Genomic DNA, 24,920 nt, shown 5'->3' on the forward strand with positions numbered 1-24,920 from the left:
TGGCGGCCGTCTCACAAAGCCTGCAGCACGGCGGCCTCGGGCCGCCGTTTCTGATTGACCCGAGAGTAATGCGAGCGGCCGATGAAATCGGCGCGCGACTACGCGCCGCGCCTGGATGTGTCGACATCCAGGCCTATTGGCATAGCGGGAGCGACACCATGCAGGTTCTGCCGAAGGGCGTCAGGCACATGCCGGATTTCCTCGACCGCGAGGCGCAGGAGGCGCTCGTCGCCGAAATACGCGACGTCGTCCAGAATGCTCCTCTCTATACGCCGGTGATGCCGCGCACCGGCAAGCCGATGAGCGTGCGCATGACCAATTGCGGCACGCTCGGCTGGGTGACGGATCAGGATCGCGGCTATCGCTACCAGGCCACGCATCCGATGACCGGCCAACCCTGGCCGCCGATCCCCGATCGCCTGCTGCGGATCTGGGAAGCGGTTTCCGGCTATCCGCACCCACCCGAGGCATGCCTCGTCAATTTCTACAGCGAGGATGCGAAAATGGGCCTGCACCAGGACCGCGACGAAGCGGAATTTGCCGCTCCCGTGGTCTCGATCTCGCTCGGCGACACTTGCCTGTTCCGTGTCGGGCAGACACGGCGCGACGGCCGCACAATATCCTTCCAGTTGAAGAGCGGCGATCTCGTCGTGCTCGGCGGCGAAGGACGGCTGGCCTTCCACGGCGTAGACCGCATCTACCCGTCGACCTCGACCCTGCTCAAGAATGGCGGGCGCATCAACCTCACGCTTAGGCGCGTGACTCTGTCCGGACGATGATCGTGCAGCCCGGCGTCAGAGCTTCCTGAGAGCGACCTCCTCGACGAGGTGATCGACGCCTTTCCTCAGGATGAGGTCGGCGCGCGGGCGCGTCGGCTGAATGTTCTCCCGCAGGTTCTTCAGGTTGATGTTGCTCCACAGCCCTTCGGCGATTGCGCGGGCGGCGTCTTCCGAAAGCTGCGAATAGCGATGGAAGAAGGATTGAGGATTACGGAAGGCCGTCTCTCGCAGCCGCATGAAGCGGGCGATGTACCAATTGTGGATCAACTCCTCCTCGGCGTCGATATAGATCGAAAAGTCGAAGAAATCGGAGACAAAAGGTACGAACTTGCCGTCCCTCGGCAGTTCGCGCGGCTGCAGCACGTTCAGGCCCTCGAAGATGAGGATATCCGGCCGATCGATGGTGACGAATTCGCCCGGCATGACGTCATAGGTGAGGTGCGAATAGATCGGCGCCCGTACGTTTGGCTGGCCGGACTTGATGGCCGACAGGAAACGCAGCAGCGCGCCGACATCGTAAGAATCGGGGAAACCTTTGCGCTCCATGAGGTTTTCGCGGCGCAGCACCTCATTCGGATAGAGGAAGCCGTCCGTGGTGACGAGATCGACCTTCGGACTCGACGGCCAGCGGGCCAGAAGCTCCTTCAGCACGCGCGCCGTGGTCGACTTGCCGACTGCCACCGACCCGGCCATGCCGATGATGAAGGGTGTCTTCACCACATTGTCGGCATTGAAGAAGAGCTTGCGGCGATGGAACAGAAGCTGGCTGGACTCCACGTGGTAGGACAGCAGGCGCGACATCGAGAGGTAGATCCTGCGGACCTCGTCGAGGTCGATCGGATCATAGAGAGAGCTCAGCCTGCGAACTTCGTCGGCGGTAAGGGTGAGCGGCGTATCGGCCCGGAACTCCGCCCATCGTTCGGCCGAGAAGAATCTGTAGGGTGAGTACTTCTCGGTTCGAACAAGCTGATCCATCAATGCGCGACCCCTCGTCAGTTCAGCCGTGCTTGCGCGATGCCTTTTCGGCGATCCCGGACTGGCCGGTCCGCCGCTCGAGCTCCGTCATGACGTCGTCGAGCGGGATGCCGGCGATCGCCAGGACCACCAACCAATGGTAGAGGAGATCAGCACTCTCCGAAACAAGCGCGGCCTTGTCTCCGCCGACAGCCGCGATCACGGTCTCGACGCCCTCTTCGCCGAGCTTCTTGGCCGCCCGCTCCATGCCCGACCGGAAGAGCTTGGCCGTCCAGGACTGGGCATCGCCGGACTGCGCCCGCTCCGCGACGATCCTTTCGAGGTCGGCCAGTGAGAATGCTGTCATGGGCGCGCCCCTCGAACGCCGGTCGTGTGGTGAAGCGCGACGGTTGGACCGATACGCATGTCGTTTTCCGCTTTCGGTCCGATCTAATGCGTCGGGGGAACGGAGTCGAGTCGCATGGCGAGCCCGGCTTTGGCCATATGTGCCTTGGCCTCGGCGATCGAATAGGTTCCGAAATGGAAGATGGAAGCGGCCAGAACCGCCGTGGCATGGCCGTCGCGGATGCCTTCGACCAGATGATCGAGCGTGCCGACGCCGCCGCTGGCGATCACGGGCACGCGAACCGCGTCGGCGACGGTGCGCGTCAGCGCGATGTCGTATCCAGCCTTGGTCCCGTCGCGATCCATCGAGGTGAGCAGGATCTCACCGGCCCCCAGGGCGACGACCTTCCGCGCGAACTCGACGGCGTCGATGCCCGTGCGCTCGCGCCCGCCATGGGTGAAGATCTCCCAGCGATCTCCTTCACCCGCGCCCGATACTTTCTTGGCGTCGATGGCGACGACGATGCACTGGTCGCCGAACTTGTCCGCGGCCTCGGCCACGAAGTCCGGGTTCTTCACCGCCGCGGTGTTGATCGATACCTTGTCGGCGCCGGCAAGCAGCAGCTTGCGGATATCGGCGACCTGGCGGACGCCGCCGCCCACGGTGAGCGGCATGAAGCAGTGCTCGGCCGTCCGGGCGACGACGTCGAAGATGGTCTCGCGATTGTCCGACGACGCCGTGATGTCGAGGAAGCAGAGCTCGTCGGCGCCGGCCGCGTCATAGGCTCTCGCTGCCTCGACCGGATCGCCGGCATCGATCAGATCGACGAAATTGACGCCTTTGACGACACGGCCGTCCTTGACATCGAGACAGGGGATTACGCGGGATTTGAGGGTCATGAAGGCGCTTCAGTTCTCGATTCCGCTATAGAGCTCGCCGACATCGATCGACACGTCCAAATCGCCGAGGACGACGACTTCGCCCCGGCCGGCGATCTGAGCCGGTCCCGTCCAGGCGCCGGCAGCATCGCGCGACCAGAGCCACAGGCGCGGCTCGTCCTGCGAAAGGACGAGGTAATAGCGGAGCGTCGACAGGCCGGTATAGTCGGCAACCTTTTCGCCGAAGTCCTTGATATAGGAAGACGACGACAGGATTTCCGCGACGAACAAAGGCTCCCTCGCCGCGAGATCCTGCAACGTATCGAAGGCGCGATCGACATAGACGTCCGGAAAGCGTATTCCATCCTTGGTCCTGACCGCGAATTCGCCCGCTCCGATGTCATATCTGGAGGGGTCGAGCTGCCGTCCCAATTGCATGGAAAGCCGGAAGGCGAGCCGCGCATGGGCACGCGTGACGTTGATCATCATCTCGACGACCTTCCCCCTGACGAACTCCCTCCTGCCCTCGCGCCCTTCGTTCCAGCGCAGGAATTCGTCCGCAGTAGCCGGCATTTTGGACTGAACGTTCATCGCCTCAATCTAGCATGCCGCGTGGCGGTTTTGAAACGCCGCGCAGGATGGCGAGCGCCTCGGCCGGGTCGATGCGCCCGTCATAGAGCGCGCGGCCGGAAATGGCGCCTTCCAGCTTCTTCGCGTCCGGCATGGTCATGCGCACGATATCCGCGATCGAGGCCAGCCCGCCCGACGCGATGACGGGGATCGAGACTTCGTCCGCGAGGGCGATCGTAGCTTCCCAGTTGATGCCGGACAGAACCCCGTCGCGGTCGATATCGGTATAGATGATAGCGGCCACCCCGGCGCCCTCGAACTTCTTCGCCAGCTCCACCGCTCCGAGCTTCGACGCCTTGGCCCAGCCCTCGACCGCCACCTTGCCGCCGCGCGCATCGATGCCGACGGCGATCTTGCCCGGGAAGAGCCGGCAGGCTTCCTTGACCAGCTCGGGGTCGCGCACGGCAACCGTACCGAGGATCACCCGCGCCAGGCCCTTGTCCAGCCAGTTCTCGACATGAGCGATGCTGCGGATGCCGCCGCCGAGCTGAACCGGGTTCTTCGTTGCCGCCAAGATCGCCTCGACTGCCTTGCCGTTGACGGAGCGTCCCTCGAAGGCGCCGTTCAGGTCGACCACATGCAGCCAGTCGAAACCCTGCTCCTCGAAGCTACGCGCCTGCGCGGCCGGGTCGGCGTTGTAGACGGTCGCCGCGTCCATGTCGCCGAGCTTCAGACGCACACACTGGCCGTCCTTGAGGTCGATTGCCGGAAAAAGGATCATATTTGCCTCAGCTATCGCATCGGCCCGAAAATCGAAATCGATTTTCGGAAAGCACGATGCGCAAGTTTAGTAGTGGCAGAGCGACCTTTGCGCGTCCAATTGGACGCGCGGCGCTCTGGCGGGCGGTTGAACGGGACGAGAACTCAGGGCTTCCATCGCAGGAAGTTGGCAATCAGCGCGAGGCCGAGGGCCTGGCTCTTTTCGGGGTGGAATTGCGTGCCGGCGCGATTGCCGTTCGCAACGGCGGCCGTCACCGGCCCGCCATAGTCGGCGACCGCCAGCACGTCGTCCGGGTCAGTCGCGTCGAGGTGGTAGGAGTGGACGAAATAGGCATGCAGCCCGTTCGGCCCGGTGCTTATGCCGTCGAACAGGGGGTGGTTTCGCCGCAGCTCGATCGTGTTCCATCCGATCTGCGGTACTTTCAGCGCGGGATCGGACGGCGCGATCGCCCGGACGTCGCCGCGAACCCAGCCGAAACCTTGCGTGACCGTCTTTTCCAGCCCGCGATCCGACATCAGCTGCATGCCCACGCAGATGCCCAGGAACGGCCGCGCAGCCTTGCCGGCCACCTCCTCCACAGCCTCGGCCATGCCGGCGACGGCAGCGAGACCGGCCCGGCAGTCGGCATAGGCACCGACGCCGGGCAAGACGATGCGGTCGGCCGTGCGCACCCGCTCTGCATCGGCGGTCAGCTCGATCGTGGCGGGGATGCCGGCTTCACGCGCGGCGCGTTCGAAGGCTTTCGTGGCAGAACGCAGATTGCCCGAGCCGTAGTCGATGATGGCGACACGCATCTCAGCGCCCCCCGGGATAGGAAAAGAGGCCCAGCGCCGGGCCGGAAGGCGCGGTGCGCAGCGGCGGATGGCCGCCGGCCGCCGGGGCGGGCCATTCGACATCGGGCCTCTCGACGACCGGCTCGGCAAGATAGCGTATTTCGGCATCCCCGACGGAATCCGCCTCGACCACCCCGGCATCGCGCCAGCCGCGCCGGCGAAGCGCAGCAATGCGCAGGGCGGCACCTTCGAGGCCGACATAGACCGACACCAGGATCGACAATAGCGTCGCAAGCGGTCCGGCGTCGCCATATTCGCCGAGCCCGCCAAGCAGGAGTGTGGCACCCAGTACGAGCGCGGCCTCGATCCACAGCCGGTGCCAGAGCAGCCAGATCAGCGGCACGAGGAAGGCGAGGAAGGCGAAGCCGTCGCGGACGAAGACGGGACCCCTCGCGATTTGCCCGCCGGGGCCCGGCGGCGGCTCCACGATCACATAGCTCGCCATGGTTTCACCTATGCGCTCAGCGTTCCCTTGGTCGAGGGGATCGCGCCGGCCTGGCGCGGATCGTGCTCCAGAGCAGTGCGCAACACGCGCGCGACCGCCTTGAAGCAGGTCTCGGCGATATGATGGTTGTTGGCGCCGTAGTGGTTGGTGACATGCAGCGTGATGCCGGCGTTTTGCGCGAGCGCCTGGAAGAACTCGCGCACCAGTTCCGTGTCGAAGCTGCCGATCTTGGGCGAGGAGAAGGCCACCTGCCAGACCAGGAAAGGCCGTCCCGACACGTCAACCGCGGCCCTTGTCAGGGTCTCGTCCATGGCAAGGTCGATCGAGGCGTAGCGTGTAATGCCGCGCCGCTCACCGAGCGCCCTGGCGATCGCCTGGCCGAGCGCGATGCCGGTGTCCTCGACGGTGTGATGGTCGTCGATATGGAGATCGCCCTTCGCCCTGACCGTCATGTCGATCAGCGAATGGCGGGAAAGCTGCTCCAGCATGTGGTCGAAGAAGCCGACGCCGGTCGAGACCTCGAACCGTCCGTTTCCGTCGATCTCGACCGACGCCGAGATCTCGGTCTCCTTGGTCTTGCGGCTGACGCTCGCCGCGCGCTTGACGGTGCCTGACGCCATCGTGCGATCTCCAGCTCCATTGTTGGGGCGCGAGCCTTCTAACAGCATGGAACGGTGATTACCAGTTGGCGCCGAGCTCGCCGGGAAGCCGGATTTCCGGCCGGTTGCAAAAGCCGCTTGGCGGCATACATATGACCGGACCAACCCTCGTACCGCGCGGTCGCCTTCGGGGCCGCGCGCCATCGGAGCAAGTAATGTCTGATAATTTGAGCATGCACGCCACGACGATCGTCACCGTGCGCAAGGGCAACAAGGTCGTGATCGCCGGCGACGGCCAGGTCAGCCTTGGCCAGACCATCATGAAGGGCAATGCCAGGAAGGTCCGCCGGATCGGCAAGGGCAATGTGCTCGCGGGGTTCGCCGGCGCGACCGCCGACGCCTTCACCCTCCTGGAACGGCTGGAAGCCAAGCTCGAACAGTATCCCGACCAGTTGACGCGCGCCTGCGTCGAGCTCGCCAAGGACTGGCGCACCGACCGCTATCTGCGCCGCCTGGAGGCCATGATGCTGGTCGCCGACCGGCAGGTTTCGCTGGCGCTCACCGGCACCGGCGACGTTCTCGAGCCCGAACATGGCGTGATGGCGATCGGCTCCGGCGGCAACTATGCGCTCGCTGCGGCGCGCGCGCTGATCGATACCGATATCGACGCCGAGCAGATCGCCCGCAAGGCCATGGAGATCGCGGCCGACATCTGCGTCTACACCAACCACAGCATCGTGGTCGAAACGCTCGATGCCGCGTAATACGACGCCGCGCTACGACTTCCGGCCGGTCGTCGAGACCGATCTGCCCTTGATTGCCGGCTGGCTCGTCGAACCGCATGTGGCCGAATGGTGGGGCGATCCCGACGAGGAGATCGCCTCGATCCGCGAGCATATCGACAGCATCTCGGTCGAACCGCTGATCGTCGAGCTGGATGGCGAGCCGATTGGCTACCTCCAGAGCTACGATCCGCATATGGAGGACGATCATCCCTATCAGGACCAGCCCTTCGGCACGATGGGTGTCGACCTGACCATCGGCAGGCCTGATCTCGTCGGCCAGGGCCACGGGTCGGCCCTGCTCCGGCAGTTCGTCGGCGAATTGCTGGCCGAAGGCGTGCCGCGGGTGATCATCGACCCGGATCCGTCGAATGCGCGGGCCATCCGGGCCTATGAGAAGGCGGGTTTCCGGGCCTTCGACCGACGCAGTTCGATCTACGGCCCGGCGCTGATGATGAAGATCGACGCCGAAGACGGGGGCGGCGAGGCATGACCGGCTCCGTCATCCGCATACAAGCCCAGACTCAACGAGATCAGACTGCTGCGTCCGTTCGAGTTCTTCTGGCAGCAGCAAGGTGGTACGTGACATGACGACATTTTCCCCCCGCGAGATCGTTTCCGAGCTCGACCGTTTCATCATCGGCCAGAAGGATGCCAAGCGCGCCGTGGCCATCGCCCTTCGCAACCGCTGGCGCCGCCAGCAGCTGCAGGGCCAGATGCGCGAAGAGGTGATGCCCAAGAACATCCTGATGATCGGCCCGACCGGCGTGGGCAAGACCGAGATCTCGCGCCGTCTGGCGAGGCTCGCGGGCGCCCCTTTCATCAAGGTCGAGGCGACCAAGTTCACCGAGGTCGGCTATGTCGGCCGCGACGTCGAGCAGATCGTGCGCGATCTCGTCGAGATGGCGATCGGCCTGGTGCGCGAGAAGATGCGCGAGGACGTCAAGGCGCGTGCCCACCTCAACGCCGAAGAACGCGTCCTCGAGGCGCTGGTCGGCAAGACCGCCAGCCCCGCGACACGGGACAGCTTCCGCAAGAAGCTGCGCGACGGCGAGCTCGACGACAAGGAAATCGAGATCGAGGTGACCGACAGCGGCACGGGCGGCATGCCCGGCTTCGAGATCCCCGGCATGCCCGGCGCCAATATCGGCGTGCTCAACATCAACGACATGCTGTCCAAGGCGATGGGCGGCACACGCACCAAGACGCGCAAGACCACGGTCAAGGAATCCTACGAGCTCCTGATCAACGACGAATCCGACAAGTTGCTTGACCAGGACGAGGTCGTGCGCCGCGCGCTGGAGGCGACCGAGAACGACGGCATCGTCTTCCTCGACGAGATCGACAAGATCGCCGCGCGCGAAGGCGGCGTCGGAGCCGGCGTGTCCCGCGAGGGCGTGCAGCGCGACCTGCTGCCGCTCGTCGAGGGAACGACGGTCGCCACCAAATACGGGCCGGTGAAGACGGACCACATCCTGTTCATAGCGTCGGGCGCATTCCACGTCGCCAAGCCGTCGGACCTGCTGCCGGAGCTGCAGGGCCGACTGCCGATCCGCGTCGAGCTGCGCGCTCTGGAGAAGGAGGATTTCCGCCGCATCCTGACGGAGACGGAGGCGAGCCTCATCAAGCAGTATGTAGCGTTGATGCAGACCGAGGGCGTGAGACTGGAATTTACAGACGACGCCATCGATTCGCTGGCCGGCATCGCAGTCGACCTCAACGCCAATGTCGAGAATATCGGGGCGCGGCGCCTTCAGACGGTGATGGAGCGGGTCCTCGACGAAATCTCCTACGACGCGCCCGACCGCGCCGGCACCGAGGTGACGATCGACGCCGATTATGTTCGCAAACATGTCGGCGATCTCGCGAAGAACACAGATTTGTCGCGATTTATCCTTTAGGAAGCGATCCCGACTCTTTCCGGGATCGCGCGGCAAGAGGGGTCCCGGCCGGAAGGCCGGAGTCCCTCGACTTTGACAGGGGCTTTTTCTACGTTGCGCGGCCTGAGCTCAACAATCTCTGGTGGCCGTGAATGACGTTGCGCCTGTTGCCTGTGCTGATTTTCGTCCTGTTCGGCGCTTCCGGCGCCGCTGCGGCGACGCCGGTTCCGTCCGGGAACCGCCATCTCGAGCAGCCGCCCGTCCCGGGCGCGTCGGCCTCGCGCACCAAGGCGATGAAGACCAGCTACGAGGCCAAGTATCGCAAGGTCTACAAGCTCCTGAAGAACGATCGGGAGCTGCGCGGCAAGATCGCCGGAGCCGCCGCCGCCTACGGCATCGATCCGATCCATATCGTTGGCGCCATCATCGGCGAGCATACCTACAATGTCGATGCGTACGACCGGCTGCAGACCTATTACGTCAAGGCGATCTCCTACCTGACCAGCGGCATCTCCTTCAGCTATGACGGCGAGGATATCTCCGACTTCATCCGGCGGCCGCAATTCGCGCTGTGCCGCGAGAGCGACGGCAGCTATGCCGTCTGGACCTGTCGTGAAACCGTCTGGAACGACCAGTTCCGCGGCAGGACGGTCGGGGGCGCCGCGTTCCCGAACAAGCGTTTCAGCCAAGCCTTCTTCCAGCCCTTCTATGCCGGGCAGACCTTCGGCTTGGGCCAGCTCAACCCGCTGACGGCGCTGCAGATGAGCGACCTTGTGCACAAGGTGTCGGGACTGCCCAAGCTCGGCAGCGACGATCCCGGGCAGGTCTACAAGACCATCATGGATCCCGACCTGACCTTGCCCTATGTCGCCGCCGCGCTCAAAATGTCCATCGATGCCTATGGCACGATCGCCGGCTTCGACATATCAGGCAATCCCGGGCTGACCGCCACGCTCTACAATGTCGGCAATCCCGAGGCGCGGGCCTGGGCGCTGAAGGCCGAGAACGAGCGGCGCCAGGCCGAAGGCGCCGAGCCGAAGCTGCCGGAGGAGAATTATTACGGCTGGCTGGTCAACGAGAAGCTGCCGGAGCTTCGCGCGCTGTTCTGATCACCGGGAGGCCGGACCGTCCAGGATTTCGCGCAGATCGGCCAGTAGCCTGTCGATGGCGGCGTCATCGAGGCGCGTGATGGTTTCCGACAGCAGATTTGCGAGTTCGGTCGCCTTGGGCGAGAGGCCCGACGTGTCGATCACCGCGCGCGGATGAGAGGCTTCGGCAAGCCGCTGCAGTTCCTCGGCGTCGTCCCAAATGACGTTGAAATAGCCGATGATCTTCTGGACCATCGCCCAGTTCGGTACGCCGCGATGGCCATGTTCCATGGCCGACAGATAGGCTGCGCTGACGCCGATGGATGCGGCCATCTCCTTCTGCGAGACGCCCTTCTCGCGCCTCAGCCGGCGCAGCCTTTCCCCGAACGGCGTCATTGTTCGGCCTGCCGGCGCCTCAGCCGCACATAAAGCGCCCCGCCGCCGCCATGGTGGCGCGCCGCATTGTCGTGTCCGCTGACGAGGCCGCGAAACGGCGCCGTGGACAGCCAATGCGGCACCGCGCGGCGCAGCACGCCCTCGCTCCGCAACGACGAGCCCTTGCCCGTGATGATGAGCACATAGCGCACGCCGCCGTCATAAGCGCGCCGCAGGAAAGCGAGCAGCAGCGCATAGGCCTCGTCCTGCGTCATGCCGTGCAGGTCGACCCGGCCTTCGATCGGCAGGCGTCCCTTCGACAGCTTGTCGCGGGTCTGGCCGTCGAAGACATGGGCGACGTTCTGCCTTTTGGCCGGCACAGCCTGCGACAGGGCGGGCTGGGGCGAGGCTGCCTGCGTCGGCACGGCGGCTTTGCTTTGCCGAACCGGCGGCTCTTCCGGTTCCACCGGATGCTTCCCGCGCAATGGTTTCGCCGAACGGGCGACGAGGTTCCAGAGAACGCGATCCTCGTCGCTCAGGCCCTTTGTCGGCCTGGCGCTCATCGAACCCCCTCCACCAGTGGTCGCGGGATGAACGCGCAGAAAGCGGCCGGGTGGCGGACCACCCCGGCGATCTCACCCGCTTCGGCGCCCGATCCGGCGAAGAGGTCGCCCCGCGCCGGGCCTGTGATGGCCGAGCCGGTGTCCTGGGCGATCATCAGCCGCGAGAAGCCGCCATCGCCGAACGCGCTCAGTGTCGGCGCCTCGATGAAGAAGGGCGTTCCGAAGGTATGGAGAAGGCGGTCGACCGCCACCGAACGGCCAGGCGTGAGCGGAACCTTCGCCGCCGCCACCGGACCGAGCGCATCGTCTTCGACTGGCGCCTCGCGGAAGAAGATATAGGACCGGTTCCGCCAAAGGATGTCCTCGATGCGGCCGGGATTGTCTCTGAACCAGCGCCGGATCGACTGCATGGTGACATCGGGAAGGGCCAACTCACCCAACCGGACCAGCACGCCGCCCGGCCCCGTGAAGCGATGGCCGGTTTTTGCGGCATAGGTCACGCGCTTCACAGTCCCGTCCGTCATCAGCAGGCGCGCGGCGCCTTGCACATGGATGAAGAAGGCGTCCACCGGGTCGGCGAGCCAGGCGATCTCGAGCCCCATGCCGTCCAGGGCGCCCCGCTCGATCGCACCGCGGTCGTGATATTCGACAATCCCGCCGGCAGTGGCACGGCCGAACGCAAAATAGGGATCGAGGCCGACCGGCCGATCGGCGTCGTTGACATCGACCAGATCGGCGGGACGCGACAGCAGCGGAACCCGGAAGCGGTCGGTTCGCACTGGCGAAGCCTCGACCTCCGGCTCGTAGAATCCGGTGACGAAGCCCTGGCCGCCGTCCTCCGGACTGATGCGATGGGGAACGAAATGCCGTTCGAAGAAAGCCCGCGCCGCGTCGCCCGCGAGTTCGGGCTTCCGTCGCGCCTCGTCATATGCGGGCGCGAAGGCGCCGAAATCGACACCGAGCGCACCGCTGCGATAGGGCTTCACCAGACTCTGGACGGCCGAGCGGCGGAAGGCTTCATAGGCGGCGCTTTTGTCGTCGCCCTGCCAGCCTGCCAGATCGCCGAAGGAGACCTTCGTGAAGAGCGGGGAAAGCGCCATGAAAGCGGCCGCAGAAAATCAGTCTTCCGCCTCGGTCGCCACCAGTTTCCAGTTCGGGTCGCGCGAGCGTGTGTCGCGCGCGAAGGTCCAGACGTCCTTCACCTCGGCGACCGTCTCGGGATCGCCGTCGATCACCGTTCCCGCGCTGTCGCGCGTCGCCGAAATCAGCTCGCTGACGATACGAAGCGTGACATGCGCCTCGCCGCCCTTCATCTCGGCCGACACGATTTCGGCCTTGTCGATGCCGACGAAGGAGGACTGGATCTTCTCCGACCGCGACTCCCGGTCGGCGATGGCCGCGACGAAGCCGTCGAAGACTTCGCGCGACAGCAGGTTCTTCAGCGTCTTGCGATCGCCGTCGGCAAAGGCCATCACGATCATTTCATAGGCCATCTTCGCGCCGTCGAGGAACGACTTGGGATCGAAGGAAGGATCGGCGTCCTTGATCGCCCTCAGGCCCCTGTTGAGATCGGTGCCGGCCGCGGCAATGGCGTCCACGGCCTTGTATGCCTCGTCATTGGCTTCGGCCGCGGCACGCTTGCGCGGCAACGAGACCACGTTCTCGGTGGTCTTGGCGGCCTCCTTGCCCTTGTCGCCGGTGCGGGCGGCCGTATAGGGATCGAAGGGCGGCCGCTCGTTGCCGGTACGGCGACCAAGAACATTGCGCAGCTGGAGGAAAATCACGACGGCCGCGACAAGAAAAAATATGGTGCCGAAATCGAAGAATTCCATGTCTTCCGCCAAGCGATCCCTTGTTCTGATCCCCTGCCGCGCCGCGAGAACGTCAAGCCTCCGCGTCGCGGCGTGCATCTAAATCATATAGAACGCTTGCCCGGATCATTCAAATCCGCGCTTCGCATAACTATGTAGACCGGATCGTGCCAATATCCATCCTGCGCTGCACTAGTTGAAAGGCGTTAAGACACCGTGCCGCCTCTGATTGCAATCCTTGTTCTTGCACTTCCGCTGCTGGAGATTGCGGGATTTGTCGTCGTCGGCAGCGAGATCGGCGTGCTTCCCACCATCGCGCTGGTGCTGTTGAGCGGCGTTGCCGGCTCCCTGCTCCTGCGCTGGCAAGGTTTCGGCGCGCTTGGACGCATCCGGCGCGAGATCGAAGCCGGCAATCCGCCCGGCCGCGAAGTGGCGCACGGCCTGATGATCATGATCGCCGGCATTCTTCTCCTGATCCCGGGCTTCGTGAGCGACATTTTCGGCCTCTTGCTGTTCATTCCAGCGGTGCGAGAACTCGCCTGGCGCTACCTCAGGAGCCGGATCACCGTCGTCACGAATTTCGGCGCCGGAGCCGGCTCCTTCCGCCGCCCCGGCCAGCGGGACCAGGGGCGGACGATCGACCTCGACCAGGATGAATATTCCTCGAAGGGCCCCGACCCGAAATCGCCCTGGCGCAGGCCCGAGCTGGAATAGCCTCGGCTGATCGAGCTAGGCAAGGCGCTCCGCGTGCCAGGCCAGATGATCGTCCATGAAGGTGGAGATGAAATTGTAGGAGTGGTCATAACCCTCCTGCATCCGCAGCGTAAGCGGGATGCCGGCCCTGCCGCAGGCCTCCTCCAGCAGCCAGGGCCTCAGGCCTTCCTGAAGGAAACCGTCGGCGGTGCCCTGATCGACGAGCAATTCCGCAAAACGGTTGCCGTCCTCGATAAGGGCACAGGCGTCGTAGGCGCGCCATGTGGCCTCGTCGGGTCCAAGATATTTCTCGAGGGCCGGGCGCGACCAGCCCGCCGTGATCGGCTGGACGATCGGCGCGAAGGCCGAGCAGCTTCGGAAACGTCCGGGATTCTTCAAGGCAATGGTGAGCGCGCCATGTCCGCCCATCGAATGCCCCGATATCGCCTGGCGGGACATGTCGGCCGGAAAATGTTCCGCGACGAGCGCCGGCAACTCCTGCGTGACATAGGAATACATGCGGTAGTTCCGAGCGAACGGGTCCTGCGTCGCGTCGACATAAAAACCCGCTCCGGAGCCGAACTGCCAGTTGTCCTTCTCGTCCGGCACGGTCTCACCGCGCGGGCTGGTGTCGGGGCAGACCAGGATCAGCCCGAGTTCGGCGGCCTTGCGGCGATACTCACCCTTGTCCATGACGTTGGCATGCGTGCAGGTCAGCCCGGAAAGGTACCAGACCACCGGACAGGAACGGTCGCTCGCCTGCGGCGGCACGAAGACCGCAAAGGTCATGTCGCATCCGCAGACCTCCGAGGCATGGCTGTAGACGCCCTGGATGCCGCCATGGGACTTGCTGGTGGAAACGGTCATCATGTCGTGCAACCTCCGGATTCCCTGCCGGACGGATGTCTCTCATTTCCCATGAACCGCATCCGGCGACGGAACCATCCCGCGCGGGCGGGATTTGTCCTGTTCATGGAACCGAGAGTCGAACCATCCAGAACCGGGCGATACGTCATTTCTCCGGGCCGGGAAAGGCCGGATGGCCACAGAAGATATGCTCGCCGGGTTCGACCCTCCTGAAAGCGGAGAAAGGCGATGCCAGCCAGATCGAAAGCCCAGCAGAAGGCCGCCGGCGCCGCGCTTGCGGCAAAACGCGGCGAGATCAAGAAGATCGAACTCAAAGGCGCGTCCAAGTCGATGGCCGAGTCCATGAGCGAGGAAGAATTGCACGACATGGCCTCGACGAAGCGCAAGGGCAAACCGGAGCACGTGTCCAAATCGTGACACCGCAGGGCCCTCCTGGAATTCCAGCGTGCTCCGGGCCGGAGCCGGCCATCCCTCGTAACGAAGAACAGGAGGCTCAGATGCCCATACCAGTCGATGAAATTCGCGAACCGGCGGGATCGGCCGAGCAGACATCGCCCCGACCCGAAACAGAGCCGAATCGAATCCCGGCGAAGAAGGCACGACAAGGCGGGATCGGACGCCCGGTTCTCGTCGTTCTCGTCGTGGCGCTTCTGCTCGCAGCTTTGGCGTGGTGGGGGGCGGAGATCTATGGCAATTCGATCGAGTCTCCTGACACGATCGACGCGCCGGCGGGATCGACCGCGCCGTCCGCGCCGTCGGCCGGGTGAGTAGGGCCTCGGCGCGGCAAACCTTGTCATGCCGAACCTGCCATGCTAGCGGAACCCGCAATTTCAATCGGGCCGGACGGCCTTTCCAGGAGGGATCTGGCTTATGGCCAAGTCTGACAGCGAAACCACAACCGCGCCGAAAGCCGGCAATGGCGCACAGCCTTCGCTCAGCGTGCTCGCGCAATACGTAAAGGATCTGTCCTTCGAAAGCCCGAACGCTCCGAAGTCGCTGCGCGGCCGCGAGCAGGCGCCCGGCATCAACATCAACGTCAATGTCAGCGCCAATCCGCTCTCCGACACCGAGTTCGACGTCAACCTGACGCTTTCGGCCCGTGCCGGCACAGAGAAGGATGTGCTGTTCAACGTCGAGCTCATCTATGGCGGCGTGTTCCGCGTCGAGGGTTTTCCGCAGGAGCACATGCTGCCGATCCTGTTCATCGAATGCCCGCGACTGCTCTTCCCCTTCGCGCGTCAGATCATCGCCGAGGCGACCCGCAACGGCGGATTCCCGCCGCTGATGCTCGACCCGATCGACTTCGCCCAGATGTTCCAGCAGAAGATCGCCGAGGAACAGGCCAAGGCGCAGGTTCAGGTCAGCTGATCCGCCAGCGATCTCGCAAGGTTCGAAAGACCCGGCCATCGTGCCGGGTTTTTTTTTGCGACGAAAAGGCCGGGCGGCTACTGCAGCTCGGCTTCAGGCGCCGCCATCATCCTGGCCCAGATTGCGTTTTCGCCGAGCTGCTTGACGAGCTCGGCATGGGCCGCGCGTTCCGCCTCCGACAGGCGTGATGGCAAGGGTGTGGGCCGCTGCGCGACCGGAACGATTCTAATCGCCTCGGATCCGCCGGCTCCACGATCTTCGACGACGATCTCGAGCCCCAGTGCGGCCTGCTTGCCGCCGATCAGCTCGATATAGACTTCCGCCAGAAGCTCGGAGTCGAGCAAGGCGCCGTGCTTGGTGCGGCGGCTGTTGTCGATGCCGTAGCGGCGGCAGAGCGCGTCGAGCGAATTCGGCCCCATCGGGTGCTTGCGCTTGGCGATCGCCAGAGTGTCGACGACGCGATCGGGCTCGACGGCCGGCTGGCCGAGCCTTGCCAGCTCGGCATTGACGAAGCCCATGTCGAAGCCGGCATTGTGCGCCACGAGTCGGGCCCCGTCGATGAAGGAGAGGAACTCCGGCGCAATGACGTCGAAGATCGGCTTGTCGACGAGTTGGTCCATGCCGATGCCGTGCACCGACTGGGCATCGGCGTGTATCTCGCGGCCTTGCGGATTGATGTAGTGGTGGAACACCCGTCCGGTGGGAAACCGGTTGACGAGTTCGATCCCGCCGATCTCGATGATGCGATCGAGCCGGGAATCGAGGCCGGTCGTTTCCGTATCGAAGACTATCTCGCGCACCGAATCACTCCGCGTCCAACCATGGCAGCGCTTGCCCGGTCAGGGCAACCGGCCGCGGTCCGCGGCAGCCGGCTTGTCCCCGGTGAGTTGCGCGATGATGGCGGCCACCGCCTGCCGGGCAGCCTCCAGCCCCGAACCGGTGTCGACCACGAAGTCGGCCCGTCTGCGCTTTTCCGCATCCGGAACCTGCTTCGCCAGGATGGCGCGGAATTTCTCTTCGGTCATGCCGGAACGGGCGAGCACACGTTCGCGCTGCAGTTCGGGCGGCGCCGTCACGACCAGCACCTTGTCGACGCGGTCCCGTCCGCCGGTTTCGAACAGAAGCGGAATGTCGAGTACGGCAAGTGGTGCGCCGGCGCGTCGATGACGCTCGAGAAACGCATCGGCGTCGGCGCGTACCAGCGGATGGATGATGGCTTCGAGCCTGCGGATCGCCACAGTATCTCCGATCACGCGTTCGGCCAGCCGCGTGCGATCGACTGTGCCGTCCCGAACCGTGCCCGGAAAAGCTTCCTCGACCAGGGGTGCGGCGCCTCCGGCATAAAGACGGTGCACCGCTTCGTCGGAATCATGCACCGGAACACCCGCATCGGCGAACATCCTTGCGGTCGTCGACTTACCCATGCCGATCGAGCCGGTAAGGCCGAGCACGATCATGCTCTTTTCTCCACATCCCCCAGAACGAGGTTGCGAAGCGCGGCGGTCACTTCGGGCCGACGGCCGAACCAGCGCTCGAATCCGGGCACGGCCTGATGAAGGAGCATGCCCAAGCCGTCGACGGTCTTGAGGCCACGTGCCGCCGCTGCCGCCAGAAGCGGGGTGCGCGAGGGAACATAGACGAGATCATTGACGATCGCATGATCCGGCAACCAGTCGGGATCGGCGGCCAGTTCCTTGTTAGTGCCCATGCCGAGCGAGGTCGTGTTGATCAGCAGACCGGCGTCGCTTGAAAGTTCGCGTAGCGCGTCCTGGCCATGCGCGGACACGCCTGTCCCAAAACGATCGGCAAGATTCCTCGCCCGATCAACCGTCCGATTGACGATCCGGATATCGCTTATGCCCCGTTGCTTCAACGCATGGATGACGGCGCGAGCAGCGCCGCCCGCGCCCACCACCAGGGCCGAGTTGTTCTTCTCCCAGCGCGGGGCATGTTCGTCGAGATTGGCGGCAAAGCCATAGGCGTCGGTGTTGCCGCCGCAGGCGGTTCCGTCTTCGAGCCAGATCGTATTGACCGCGCCGATTGCTTCGGCCGCTTCATCTCGACGGCCGACCAGCCGGAAAGCCGCTTCCTTGTGCGGAATGGTAACATTGCCGCCGGCCAGGCCGGCATGCTGCAGCCCTGCAATGAAGTCGCCGAGACGGGCGGGTTCGACGTCGATCGCCGTATAGGCGCCGTTGATGCTGTATTGCCGAAGCCAATAGGTATGGATCATCGGCGAGCGCGAATGCGCGATCGGATGGCCGCAGACGAAGGCCTTGCGAGACGGCTCAGCCATCGATCGCGCCGAGGTCGCGCAGCGCGCCGAGCAGCGAAAGCAGCGGCAGACCGACGATTGTGAAATGATCGCCCTCGATCTTCTCGAAGAGCTGTATGCCCTCGCCTTCGACCTGATAGGCCCCAACGCTCTGTAAAGCCTTGTCGCCGACACGCGCGAGATGGCGTCCGATGAAGGCCGGATCCAGCCGTCGCATGGTCAGATGCGCGATGCCGACATGACGCCACAGTGTTTCACTGCCCTTGGCGACGGCCACCGCGCTGTTGAGGCTATGGGTCTTCCCGGAAAGTTTCAGGAGATGGCGGCGCGCCGCTTCCATATCGGCCGGCTTGTGGAAGATCTCGTCGCCGAGCGACAGGGTCTGGTCCGACCCGATGACCAGCGCCTCCGGATGGCGGCCGCTCACGTCGAGCGCTTTCGCTTCGGCGAGGATCGCCGCGACATCGTCCGGCCTCGCTTGTCCCGCGATCGCCGCCTCCACGGCCCTCTCATCGATGTCGGGTTTCTCGACCCCGAAGTCGAGCCCCGCATTGGTGAGCATGGCGCGCCGGAACGGACTTCCCGAGGCGAGAATGATCGTGGTGGGTTGCATGTCTGATAACCGATGCGCTGCCGGTGACGGATGAAGACACTCTGTCGCGATATGTCGCGCGAGGCCTATCTCGTCTTGCCGCGCAGCGCAACGATCGCGGCCGCCGTCTCTTCGATCGAGCGCCGGCTGACATCGATCATCGGCCAGTTGTGGCGGGTACAGATCTGCCTGGCATAGGTGAGTTCCTCGGCGATGTTCGCCCGGTCTGTGTAGCTCTGTGCATCGTAACCCGCGCTCGTGCCGAGCACGCGGTTCTGACGAACCTGCGAAATGCGTTCGGCCGTGGCCACGAGACCGACGATCAACGGACGCTTGGCGCGGATCAGGCTTTCCGGCATCGGCACCCCGAGCACGATCGGGATATTCGCCGTCTTGATGCCGCGGTTGGCCAGATAGATGCTGGTCGGCGTCTTCGAGGTCCGCGATATACCGATCAGGACGATGTCGGCATCCTCCATGTCCGCAGGCAGCTGGCCGTCGTCATGTTCCATGGTGAAGTTCAGAGCGTCGATGCGGCGGAAATACTGCGCATCCAGGACATGCTGGGCTCCGACCCGGCGGCCGGCAGGCGTGCCGAGATAGGATTGAAACACGGCAAGCACCGGTTCCAGCACCGAGACGCAAGGCAGCCCCATGGACGCCGCCCGCTCGTCGATCAGCCGCGCGAGATTCTGATCCACCACCGTATAGAGCACGATACCCGGCTCCTGATCGATCTCCTCGAACACCTTCATCAGCTGCCGCTCGGTGCGAATCAAAGGATAGATATGCTCGATCGCCCGCGCGTCCTTATATTGCGCCGATGCGGCGCGTCCGGCGGCCAGCAGCGTCTCGCCGGTCGCGTCAGAAATCAGATGGAGATGGAAGAAGCTCTGCGCCTTGTTCACACTATTCTGGCCCCTCTGTGGCCAGGTGTGGATAAGCCTGACCTTTGGACGGATGCTTTTGCCAGGGACTGTATCAAAGGGCCAGCTTTCCACAATCGAGACCACTGTGAAGTCGGCCGGGCCCTTGTGGAGAAGAATGTGGGCAGCGGCTCATTGTCACAACCGTGGACGACGCCGGTTCTCATTTGCGCAACGGCAAGAGGCTGGAATCGCTAGCGATTTTGCGGCGATCCGTAATATTAACAGGGGCTTGGCGGATTGTCCTTGCCGGCTGCCCGCGACATGGCGAGGACGCCCGGAGTCGAGAAGTCGGAATTCCCGATTCCGACAGAGTCGTAGAATCAGAAGACTCTTTTTTCATGAATTGATTTAAGGGAGCCGGACTGGAGAAACGTGCAGCCATGACCGCAAGACGAACCGTCATCGACGTGCTCAAGGGCGAGACCGTATTCCCGACGCCCGTCTGGATGATGCGGCAGGCCGGGCGTTATCTCCCCGAATATCGCGCGACGCGTCAGCGCGCCGGCAGCTTCCTCGACCTCTGCTACAATCCCGATCTCGCCGTCGAGGTGACGCTGCAGCCGATCCGGCGCTTCGGCTTCGACGCGGCAATTCTGTTTTCCGACATCCTAGTCGTGCCGCATGCGCTCGGCCGTGACCTTCGCTTCGAGGAAGGCCATGGGCCCCTGATGAGCCCGATCGAGCCAGCCGGGATCGAGCAACTCGACGAAGCAATGTTTCACGTGAATCTGCAACCGGTCTACGAGACGGTGCGACGGCTTCGCGCGGAGCTTCCGGCCGAGACGACGCTGCTCGGCTTCTGCGGCGCTCCCTGGACGGTCGCGACCTATATGATCGCCGGCCGCGGTACATCAGACCAGGCGCCGGCCCGCCTGTTCGCCTATCGGCATCCCGAGGCTCTCGCGAAGCTCCTGGACCGGCTGGCGGATCATTCGGCCGACTATCTGATCCGCCAGGTCGAAGCTGGTGCCGACGCCGTCCAGATCTTCGATTCCTGGGCCGGGGTGCTCGACGAGGCGAGCTTCGACGCCTTCTGTGCCGCGCCGGTGGCACGCATGGTGAAACGCGTGCGCACCGCCTTTCCCGACGTGCCGATCATCGGCTTTCCGAGAGGGGCGGGCAGCCTCTACGACGGCTATCGCGCCGCGACCGGCGTCACGGCGCTGGGGCTCGACTGGTCCGTTCCGTTGTCTCAGGCAAAGAGGCTGCAGCAGAGCGGCGCCGTCCAGGGCAATCTCGACCCGTTGCGCGTGGTCGCCGGTGGAAGAGCTTTGGACGAGGGCGTGGATGCCATTCTGGCGGGTCTCGGGGGCGGACCGCTGATCTTCAATCTCGGACACGGCATCACCCCGGACGCGCCGGTCGAGAATGTGGAGCGCATGATTGCCCGTGTGCGTGCAGGGTCACACCGATGAATCCCGGCGGCGACAAGTCCATCGCCGATGACGGCGCCAGCGCGATGCGCCGCGCGGCGGTGGCGATCGCCATATTCGTCGTGGGCGCCGCCTTGCTGTTCTGGCTCGATCCGGCCGATCTCTATCTCTGGGCCAAGGCGATCCATGTGATCGCCGTGATCGCGTGGATGGCGGGCATGCTTTACCTGCCACGCCTTTTCGTCTACCACGCCGAGGCGGAGCCGGGCTCGGTTCAGTCCGAGACCTTCAAGGTTATGGAGCGTCGCCTGCTGCGCGCCATCATCAATCCGGCCATGATCGTCACCTGGGTGTTTGGCCTTTGGCTGGCCTGGCGCGGCTTCGGTTTCGCGGGCGGCTGGCTCCACGCCAAGATAGGTTTCGTGCTCGGCATGTCGGCTGTCCACGGCTATTTCTCGCGGTCGGTGCGTTTGTTCGCGCAGGATCGCAACACGAAATCGTCGCGGCACTGGCGGATCATGAACGAAGTGCCTACCTTACTGATGATCGGCATCGTGATCCTGGTCGTAGTCAAGCCGTTCTAGCGGTACGCCGACGAGAAATCGCAGCTTGCTCTTTGGGACCGGCAGGGATAAAAGGACATCCTTCCCTCCCCGCCTAGCGCTGACTTTTCCCTATTTCTTCGCGCACGGCCGGCATGCATCGCGTATCGCCGATATTTTCCAGAGCAGATTCAGAGTCCGCACTATGCAGGAAATGAAACTTACCGAATTCAAGAACAAGAAGCCGACCGATCTGATCGCTTTCGCCGAGTCGCTCGAGGTCGAGAACGCCAGCGTCATGCGCAAGCAGGAACTGATGTTCGCAATCCTCAAGAAGCTGGCGGCGCAGGATGTCGAGATCATCGGCGACGGCGTGGTGGAAGTGCTGCAGGATGGGTTCGGCTTCCTTCGGTCGGCCAACGCGAACTATCTTCCGGGTCCCGACGATATCTACATCTCGCCCTCGCAAATCCGGCGCTTTTCGCTGAAAACAGGCGATACGGTGGAAGGGCCGATCCGCAGCCCGAAGGAAGGCGAGCGCTATTTCGCGCTGCTGAAGGTCAACACAATCAATTTCGACGATCCGGAGAAGATCCGGCACAAGATCCACTTCGACAATCTGACGCCGCTCTATCCGACCTCGCGGCTGAAGATGGAGATGGAGAATCCGACGTCGAAGGACATTTCTCCGCGAGTTATCGACCTCGTGGCGCCTCTCGGCAAAGGACAGCGCGCGCTGATTGTCGCGCAGCCGCGCACCGGCAAGACAGTGCTGCTTCAGAATATCGCGCATTCGATAACGTCGAACCATCCGGAATGCTATCTGATCGTTCTCCTGATCGACGAGCGGCCCGAGGAGGTGACCGACATGCAGCGCTCGGTGAAGGGCGAGGTCGTCTCCTCGACCTTCGATGAGCCGGCCGCCCGGCACGTCCAGGTCGCCGAGATGGTGATCGAGAAGGCCAAGCGTCTGGTCGAGCATGGCCGGGACGTGGTGATCCTGCTCGATTCCATCACGCGTCTGGGCCGCGCCTACAACACGGTCGTGCCGTCCTCCGGCAAGGTGCTCACCGGTGGCGTGGACGCCAACGCGCTGCAGCGGCCGAAGCGCTTCTTCGGCGCGGCGCGCAATATCGAGGAAGGCGGCTCGCTGACCATCATCGCGACCGCCCTGATCGACACGGGCAGCCGTATGGACGAGGTGATCTTCGAGGAGTTCAAGGGCACGGGTAACTCGGAGATCGTGCTCGACCGCAAGGTGGCCGACAAGCGCATCTATCCGGCCATGGACATCCTCAAGTCCGGTACCCGCAAGGAAGACCTTCTGGTGCCCCGCGCTGATCTGCAGAAGATCTTCGTCCTTCGCCGCATCCTGGCGCCCATGGGCACGACCGATGCGATCGAGTTCCTCATCGACAAGCTGAAGCAGACGAAGACGAATGCCGACTTCTTCGATTCGATGAATACGTAGGCTGCTGCGCGCTCGAATCGCTTATCGGAAGGCGGCCGTCGAACAATGGGCGGTCGCCTTTTTGTTGGCGGGGACCTCGTACGGTTCTGGTGGCCCGAAGCGCCGTCGTCAGGGCTGGATCAGCGCGGACCGCAACTCGGCGGGTTCGGTGATGACGGGCAGGCACCCGTTGCCGCGACAGAGCCACGCGCCCGGCCTTGCAATGTCCGGAACAATCCCGCCAGGCAGTGCCGGGGCGGAGGTTTTATCGCCCGCGGTCAGCCGGATATCGACCCGGCGCGGGTCGCTGGCAGCGTCGGCGACGCAGGCGAAGGCGCGGCTGCCAGGCGCGTCGACCGTTACGAGCTTCCATGGATCCAGGGCCAGGGCGGCGGCGTACACGATGCCTGCCTGGCCATAGGCAAGCTGCGCGGCACGACCGGACGCGGCTTCGGCGGCAGCCCAGGCCTTCGATTGTAGGTCGAGATCACCGGTGAGCACCGCCAGTCGGGTAAGGGCCTCGATGATCTGCGCGGTCGCCGAAGGGACGGCTTCATCGACGTCGCCGCGAATACGCATCAGAAGATCGGCGCTATCAGACGCGGAAAGATAGTAGCCATGGCCGCTCTGGTCGGTGTACCAAGTCTCCAGTTTGTCGGCGAAATTGCGGGCGGTGGCAATATAGGATGCCTCCGATGTCGCCTCGAACAGCGTGATGGACGCATTGATCATGGCGGCATAGTCGGAAGACATCGCCGGATAGAGGCGTCGGTCGTCCAGGATTGAATGCGGTAGCCGCCCGGCGTCGTCACTCGATCCGATGACGAAACGATAGGCGGCCGCAGCCGCAGCGATCCAATCCGGGCGATCGAGCAAGCGGCCCACGCCAGCCAGCGCTGCTATTGTCAGGCCATTCCAGTCGGCAAGCACCTTGTCGTCGCGGCCCGGTCTGATCCGCCCAGCCCGGGCGTGAAACAACTTTTGACGCGCCGAGACAAATTCAGCGGAGATGACCGGCGTCAGATCGTCGGCTTCGATGTGAAGGACCGGTTTTCCTTCCCAGCCATCAGGCGCCGCGAGGCCATAGATGGACAGGAAACGGGTCGACGACTCGCCGAGGATCGATTCGATCTCGGAACGATCCCATGTGTAGAAAAGGCCCTCCTCGCCTTCGCTGTCGGCGTCGAGGCTTGAGGCGAAGCCGCCGCCATCGACACGCATTTCGCGGAGCAGCCACCCGACCGTTTCTTTGATTCGGACTCCGAACAATTCGTCCTTGGTCGCTGCATAGGCCCAGCCGAGCGATTGAAGTAGTTGCGCGTTGTCGTAGAGCATCTTTTCGAAATGCGGCACCAACCAATCGGCATCGGTGGAATAGCGGGACAGCCCTCCGCCTACATGGTCGTAGATCCCGCCTTTCAGCATTTCGCGCAGACTGAGAAGCACGCTGTCGCGATGTTCTCTGTTGCCTGACGTCAACCAGTACTGCCAGAGCACGCGCATGAAAGGGGCGTTGGGGAATTTGGGCGCGCCGCGCAGGCCGCCGCGCTGCCGGTCGATCATGTCCTGAACGCCGGCGGCAAGCGTCGCGAGTTGGGTCGGATCGATCGTTGTCGATGCGGGGCCGCCGGCGAGGCGGGCTGAGACATGGTCGGTGAGCGCGTCGGCGCTTCTGGCGAGCTCGCCGCGTTTGTCACGCCAGGCACGGTGGACGGACTCCAGAACCTGAACAAAACCCGGGCGGCCGTAGCGAGGCAGCTTCGGAAAGTAGGTTCCGCCCCAGAAGGGCTTGGCGTCAGGGGTCAGGAACATGGTGAGAGGCCATCCGCCCTGCTCGCCCGTGGCATTGAGCGCAGCCATATAGATCTGGTCAATGTCGGGGCGTTCCTCACGATCGACCTTGATGTTCACGAAAAGCCGGTTCATGACGGCGGCGACGCCGTCGTCCTCGAAGCTTTCATGGGCCATGACGTGGCACCAGTGACAGGCGGCATAGCCGACGGACAAGAGGATAGGCCTGTCGAGTGCCTGTGCTTCGGCCAGCGCTTCGGTGGACCAGGCGCGCCAATGCACCGGATTGTCCTTATGCTGTCGCAGATAGGGACTGGTCTCCTCGGAGAGCAGGTTCGCGGCGGAAAGAGGCAATT

At 64.0% G+C, this 24,920-nt stretch carries 31 protein-coding genes; 12 read left to right on the forward strand and 19 right to left on the reverse strand.

Annotated features, from left to right (window positions below):
• Positions 1-158: 158 nt before the first annotated feature.
• Positions 159-779 (forward strand): alpha-ketoglutarate-dependent dioxygenase AlkB, encoded by a 621-nt coding sequence (locus JN280_RS05655; protein ID WP_202310611.1) that lies wholly within the window; start codon positions 159-161, stop codon positions 777-779.
• 15 nt (positions 780-794) lie between these two features.
• Here JN280_RS05655 and coaA read toward each other — a convergent pair whose 3' ends face one another.
• From coaA to hisB, 8 genes are all read right to left on the reverse strand, one after another.
• Positions 795-1,754, reverse strand: coding sequence for a type I pantothenate kinase (gene coaA / locus JN280_RS05660; RefSeq protein ID WP_202310613.1), 960 nt, complete (start codon positions 1,752-1,754; stop codon positions 795-797).
• Positions 1,755-1,776: 22 nt separating this feature from the next.
• On the reverse strand, positions 1,777-2,100 hold the full coding sequence (locus tag JN280_RS05665) for a phosphoribosyl-ATP diphosphatase (protein ID WP_202310615.1): 324 nt from the start codon (positions 2,098-2,100) through the stop codon (positions 1,777-1,779).
• Positions 2,101-2,183: 83 nt separating this feature from the next.
• Positions 2,184-2,978: an imidazole glycerol phosphate synthase subunit HisF gene (hisF, locus tag JN280_RS05670; protein ID WP_202310617.1), complete on the reverse strand. Its 795-nt coding sequence runs from the start codon at positions 2,976-2,978 to the stop codon at positions 2,184-2,186.
• 9 nt (positions 2,979-2,987) lie between these two features.
• Positions 2,988-3,530, reverse strand: a complete 543-nt coding sequence (locus JN280_RS05675; RefSeq protein WP_202310619.1) for a Uma2 family endonuclease — start codon at positions 3,528-3,530, stop codon at positions 2,988-2,990.
• A gap of 22 nt (positions 3,531-3,552) precedes the next feature.
• The gene (gene hisA, locus JN280_RS05680; RefSeq protein WP_202310621.1) at positions 3,553-4,308 is read right to left on the reverse strand and encodes a 1-(5-phosphoribosyl)-5-[(5-phosphoribosylamino)methylideneamino]imidazole-4-carboxamide isomerase; all 756 of its coding nucleotides are present in this window, start codon (positions 4,306-4,308) and stop codon (positions 3,553-3,555) included.
• A 143-nt stretch (positions 4,309-4,451) separates the two neighbouring features.
• Positions 4,452-5,102: an imidazole glycerol phosphate synthase subunit HisH gene (gene hisH / locus JN280_RS05685; protein ID WP_202310623.1), complete on the reverse strand. Its 651-nt coding sequence runs from the start codon at positions 5,100-5,102 to the stop codon at positions 4,452-4,454.
• Position 5,103: 1 nt separating this feature from the next.
• Entirely contained in the window at positions 5,104-5,586 is a 483-nt protein-coding gene (locus JN280_RS05690; protein ID WP_202310625.1) for a DUF2628 domain-containing protein, read from the reverse strand.
• Between the two features lie 8 nt (positions 5,587-5,594).
• Positions 5,595-6,206 carry an imidazoleglycerol-phosphate dehydratase HisB gene (gene hisB / locus JN280_RS05695; RefSeq protein WP_202310627.1) on the reverse strand — a complete coding sequence of 204 codons (612 nt, stop codon included), beginning with the start codon at positions 6,204-6,206 and terminating at the stop codon, positions 5,595-5,597.
• 194 nt (positions 6,207-6,400) lie between these two features.
• Between hisB and hslV the strand changes: the two genes are divergently transcribed.
• From hslV to JN280_RS05715, 4 genes are all read left to right on the forward strand, one after another.
• Positions 6,401-6,949: an ATP-dependent protease subunit HslV gene (gene hslV, locus JN280_RS05700; RefSeq protein ID WP_244743017.1), complete on the forward strand. Its 549-nt coding sequence runs from the start codon at positions 6,401-6,403 to the stop codon at positions 6,947-6,949.
• The gene (locus JN280_RS05705) at positions 6,939-7,460 is read left to right on the forward strand and encodes a GNAT family N-acetyltransferase (RefSeq protein ID WP_202310629.1); all 522 of its coding nucleotides are present in this window, start codon (positions 6,939-6,941) and stop codon (positions 7,458-7,460) included. Before hslV ends, JN280_RS05705 begins: the two co-directional genes overlap by 11 nt.
• Before the next feature lie 94 nt (positions 7,461-7,554).
• Complete coding sequence (hslU, locus tag JN280_RS05710; protein WP_202310631.1) at positions 7,555-8,868, forward strand: ATP-dependent protease ATPase subunit HslU; 1,314 nt, start codon at positions 7,555-7,557, stop codon at positions 8,866-8,868.
• Positions 8,869-8,999: 131 nt separating this feature from the next.
• Complete coding sequence (locus JN280_RS05715; protein ID WP_202310633.1) at positions 9,000-9,956, forward strand: DUF1402 family protein; 957 nt, start codon at positions 9,000-9,002, stop codon at positions 9,954-9,956.
• Here the strand turns inward: JN280_RS05715 and JN280_RS05720 are convergent, their stop codons facing one another.
• The 4 genes from JN280_RS05720 to JN280_RS05735 are packed head-to-tail and all read right to left on the reverse strand — an operon-like array spanning position 9,957 to position 12,705.
• Complete coding sequence (locus JN280_RS05720; protein ID WP_202310635.1) at positions 9,957-10,331, reverse strand: helix-turn-helix domain-containing protein; 375 nt, start codon at positions 10,329-10,331, stop codon at positions 9,957-9,959.
• Entirely contained in the window at positions 10,328-10,873 is a 546-nt protein-coding gene (locus JN280_RS05725; protein WP_202310636.1) for a Smr/MutS family protein, read from the reverse strand. Before JN280_RS05725 ends, JN280_RS05720 begins: the two co-directional genes overlap by 4 nt.
• On the reverse strand, positions 10,870-11,973 hold the full coding sequence (gene mltA, locus JN280_RS05730; RefSeq protein WP_202310638.1) for a murein transglycosylase A: 1,104 nt from the start codon (positions 11,971-11,973) through the stop codon (positions 10,870-10,872). The genes JN280_RS05725 and mltA overlap by 4 nt, the downstream gene beginning before the upstream one ends.
• An 18-nt stretch (positions 11,974-11,991) precedes the next feature.
• Positions 11,992-12,705, reverse strand: coding sequence for a Tim44/TimA family putative adaptor protein (locus JN280_RS05735; protein ID WP_202310640.1), 714 nt, complete (start codon positions 12,703-12,705; stop codon positions 11,992-11,994).
• 195 nt (positions 12,706-12,900) lie between these two features.
• Here JN280_RS05735 and JN280_RS05740 point away from each other — a divergent pair, with 195 nt between their 5' ends.
• Complete coding sequence (locus JN280_RS05740; protein WP_342215923.1) at positions 12,901-13,398, forward strand: FxsA family protein; 498 nt, start codon at positions 12,901-12,903, stop codon at positions 13,396-13,398.
• Between the two features lie 15 nt (positions 13,399-13,413).
• On the opposite strand, the gene fghA is transcribed toward JN280_RS05740, so the two are convergent.
• Positions 13,414-14,247, reverse strand: a complete 834-nt coding sequence (gene fghA / locus JN280_RS05745) for an S-formylglutathione hydrolase (protein WP_202310642.1) — start codon at positions 14,245-14,247, stop codon at positions 13,414-13,416.
• A 225-nt stretch (positions 14,248-14,472) separates the two neighbouring features.
• Between fghA and JN280_RS05750 the strand changes: the two genes are divergently transcribed.
• The 3 genes from JN280_RS05750 to secB all read left to right on the forward strand — a co-directional run bounded on the left by JN280_RS05750 (position 14,473) and on the right by secB (position 15,612).
• Positions 14,473-14,661 (forward strand): DUF3008 family protein, encoded by a 189-nt coding sequence (locus tag JN280_RS05750; protein WP_202310644.1) that lies wholly within the window; start codon positions 14,473-14,475, stop codon positions 14,659-14,661.
• Positions 14,662-14,741: 80 nt separating this feature from the next.
• On the forward strand, positions 14,742-15,011 hold the full coding sequence (locus JN280_RS05755; protein ID WP_244743021.1) for a hypothetical protein: 270 nt from the start codon (positions 14,742-14,744) through the stop codon (positions 15,009-15,011).
• Between the two features lie 103 nt (positions 15,012-15,114).
• On the forward strand, positions 15,115-15,612 hold the full coding sequence (gene secB, locus JN280_RS05760) for a protein-export chaperone SecB (RefSeq protein WP_202310646.1): 498 nt from the start codon (positions 15,115-15,117) through the stop codon (positions 15,610-15,612).
• Positions 15,613-15,689: 77 nt separating this feature from the next.
• Here the strand turns inward: secB and dnaQ are convergent, their stop codons facing one another.
• From dnaQ to JN280_RS05785, 5 genes are all read right to left on the reverse strand, one after another.
• On the reverse strand, positions 15,690-16,412 hold the full coding sequence (dnaQ, locus tag JN280_RS05765; RefSeq protein ID WP_202310648.1) for a DNA polymerase III subunit epsilon: 723 nt from the start codon (positions 16,410-16,412) through the stop codon (positions 15,690-15,692).
• A 39-nt stretch (positions 16,413-16,451) separates the two neighbouring features.
• Positions 16,452-17,069, reverse strand: a complete 618-nt coding sequence (gene coaE, locus JN280_RS05770; protein ID WP_202310650.1) for a dephospho-CoA kinase — start codon at positions 17,067-17,069, stop codon at positions 16,452-16,454.
• A complete protein-coding gene (locus JN280_RS05775; RefSeq protein ID WP_202310652.1) occupies positions 17,066-17,908 on the reverse strand; it encodes a shikimate dehydrogenase in 843 nt (280 codons plus the stop codon). Before JN280_RS05775 ends, coaE begins: the two co-directional genes overlap by 4 nt.
• The gene (locus JN280_RS05780) at positions 17,901-18,500 is read right to left on the reverse strand and encodes a Maf-like protein (RefSeq protein WP_202310654.1); all 600 of its coding nucleotides are present in this window, start codon (positions 18,498-18,500) and stop codon (positions 17,901-17,903) included. Before JN280_RS05780 ends, JN280_RS05775 begins: the two co-directional genes overlap by 8 nt.
• 65 nt (positions 18,501-18,565) lie before the next feature.
• Entirely contained in the window at positions 18,566-19,387 is an 822-nt protein-coding gene (locus JN280_RS05785) for a pyruvate, water dikinase regulatory protein (protein WP_202310656.1), read from the reverse strand.
• 401 nt (positions 19,388-19,788) lie between these two features.
• Here JN280_RS05785 and hemE point away from each other — a divergent pair, with 401 nt between their 5' ends.
• The 3 genes from hemE to rho all read left to right on the forward strand — a co-directional run bounded on the left by hemE (position 19,789) and on the right by rho (position 22,794).
• On the forward strand, positions 19,789-20,823 hold the full coding sequence (gene hemE / locus JN280_RS05790) for a uroporphyrinogen decarboxylase (RefSeq protein ID WP_202310658.1): 1,035 nt from the start codon (positions 19,789-19,791) through the stop codon (positions 20,821-20,823).
• The gene (gene hemJ, locus JN280_RS05795) at positions 20,820-21,365 is read left to right on the forward strand and encodes a protoporphyrinogen oxidase HemJ (protein WP_202310660.1); all 546 of its coding nucleotides are present in this window, start codon (positions 20,820-20,822) and stop codon (positions 21,363-21,365) included. The genes hemE and hemJ overlap by 4 nt, the downstream gene beginning before the upstream one ends.
• Positions 21,366-21,528: 163 nt before the next feature.
• Entirely contained in the window at positions 21,529-22,794 is a 1,266-nt protein-coding gene (gene rho / locus JN280_RS05800) for a transcription termination factor Rho (RefSeq protein WP_202310663.1), read from the forward strand.
• A gap of 108 nt (positions 22,795-22,902) precedes the next feature.
• Here the strand turns inward: rho and JN280_RS05805 are convergent, their stop codons facing one another.
• Positions 22,903-24,918, reverse strand: coding sequence for a thioredoxin domain-containing protein (locus JN280_RS05805; protein WP_202310665.1), 2,016 nt, complete (start codon positions 24,916-24,918; stop codon positions 22,903-22,905).
• Positions 24,919-24,920 lie beyond the last annotated feature (2 nt).

It is taken from the genome of Mesorhizobium sp. L-8-10 (assembly GCF_016756635.1).
Taxonomy (GTDB): domain Bacteria; phylum Pseudomonadota; class Alphaproteobacteria; order Rhizobiales; family Rhizobiaceae.

Coding starts and splice junctions, on each gene's coding strand:
- hisA (WP_202310621.1), bottom strand. CDS start 4,308: ATGATCCTTTTTCCGGCAATCGACCTCAAGGACGGCCAGTGTGTGCGT.
- hisB (WP_202310627.1), bottom strand. CDS start 6,206: ATGGCGTCAGGCACCGTCAAGCGCGCGGCGAGCGTCAGCCGCAAGACC.
- JN280_RS05725 (WP_202310636.1), bottom strand. CDS start 10,873: ATGAGCGCCAGGCCGACAAAGGGCCTGAGCGACGAGGATCGCGTTCTC.
- hslU (WP_202310631.1), top strand. CDS start 7,555: ATGACGACATTTTCCCCCCGCGAGATCGTTTCCGAGCTCGACCGTTTC.
- JN280_RS05750 (WP_202310644.1), top strand. CDS start 14,473: ATGCCAGCCAGATCGAAAGCCCAGCAGAAGGCCGCCGGCGCCGCGCTT.
- JN280_RS05655 (WP_202310611.1), top strand. CDS start 159: ATGCAGGTTCTGCCGAAGGGCGTCAGGCACATGCCGGATTTCCTCGAC.
- rho (WP_202310663.1), top strand. CDS start 21,529: ATGCAGGAAATGAAACTTACCGAATTCAAGAACAAGAAGCCGACCGAT.
- hemE (WP_202310658.1), top strand. CDS start 19,789: ATGACCGCAAGACGAACCGTCATCGACGTGCTCAAGGGCGAGACCGTA.
- mltA (WP_202310638.1), bottom strand. CDS start 11,973: ATGGCGCTTTCCCCGCTCTTCACGAAGGTCTCCTTCGGCGATCTGGCA.
- hemJ (WP_202310660.1), top strand. CDS start 20,820: ATGAATCCCGGCGGCGACAAGTCCATCGCCGATGACGGCGCCAGCGCG.
- JN280_RS05675 (WP_202310619.1), bottom strand. CDS start 3,530: ATGCCGGCTACTGCGGACGAATTCCTGCGCTGGAACGAAGGGCGCGAG.
- coaE (WP_202310650.1), bottom strand. CDS start 17,069: ATGATCGTGCTCGGCCTTACCGGCTCGATCGGCATGGGTAAGTCGACG.
- JN280_RS05720 (WP_202310635.1), bottom strand. CDS start 10,331: ATGACGCCGTTCGGGGAAAGGCTGCGCCGGCTGAGGCGCGAGAAGGGC.
- JN280_RS05780 (WP_202310654.1), bottom strand. CDS start 18,500: ATGCAACCCACCACGATCATTCTCGCCTCGGGAAGTCCGTTCCGGCGC.
- hisF (WP_202310617.1), bottom strand. CDS start 2,978: ATGACCCTCAAATCCCGCGTAATCCCCTGTCTCGATGTCAAGGACGGC.
- coaA (WP_202310613.1), bottom strand. CDS start 1,754: ATGGATCAGCTTGTTCGAACCGAGAAGTACTCACCCTACAGATTCTTC.
- JN280_RS05755 (WP_244743021.1), top strand. CDS start 14,742: ATGCCCATACCAGTCGATGAAATTCGCGAACCGGCGGGATCGGCCGAG.
- JN280_RS05705 (WP_202310629.1), top strand. CDS start 6,939: ATGCCGCGTAATACGACGCCGCGCTACGACTTCCGGCCGGTCGTCGAG.
- JN280_RS05715 (WP_202310633.1), top strand. CDS start 9,000: ATGACGTTGCGCCTGTTGCCTGTGCTGATTTTCGTCCTGTTCGGCGCT.
- JN280_RS05775 (WP_202310652.1), bottom strand. CDS start 17,908: ATGGCTGAGCCGTCTCGCAAGGCCTTCGTCTGCGGCCATCCGATCGCG.
- JN280_RS05690 (WP_202310625.1), bottom strand. CDS start 5,586: ATGGCGAGCTATGTGATCGTGGAGCCGCCGCCGGGCCCCGGCGGGCAA.
- JN280_RS05665 (WP_202310615.1), bottom strand. CDS start 2,100: ATGACAGCATTCTCACTGGCCGACCTCGAAAGGATCGTCGCGGAGCGG.
- JN280_RS05735 (WP_202310640.1), bottom strand. CDS start 12,705: ATGGAATTCTTCGATTTCGGCACCATATTTTTTCTTGTCGCGGCCGTC.
- hslV (WP_244743017.1), top strand. CDS start 6,401: ATGTCTGATAATTTGAGCATGCACGCCACGACGATCGTCACCGTGCGC.
- secB (WP_202310646.1), top strand. CDS start 15,115: ATGGCCAAGTCTGACAGCGAAACCACAACCGCGCCGAAAGCCGGCAAT.
- fghA (WP_202310642.1), bottom strand. CDS start 14,247: ATGATGACCGTTTCCACCAGCAAGTCCCATGGCGGCATCCAGGGCGTC.
- hisH (WP_202310623.1), bottom strand. CDS start 5,102: ATGCGTGTCGCCATCATCGACTACGGCTCGGGCAATCTGCGTTCTGCC.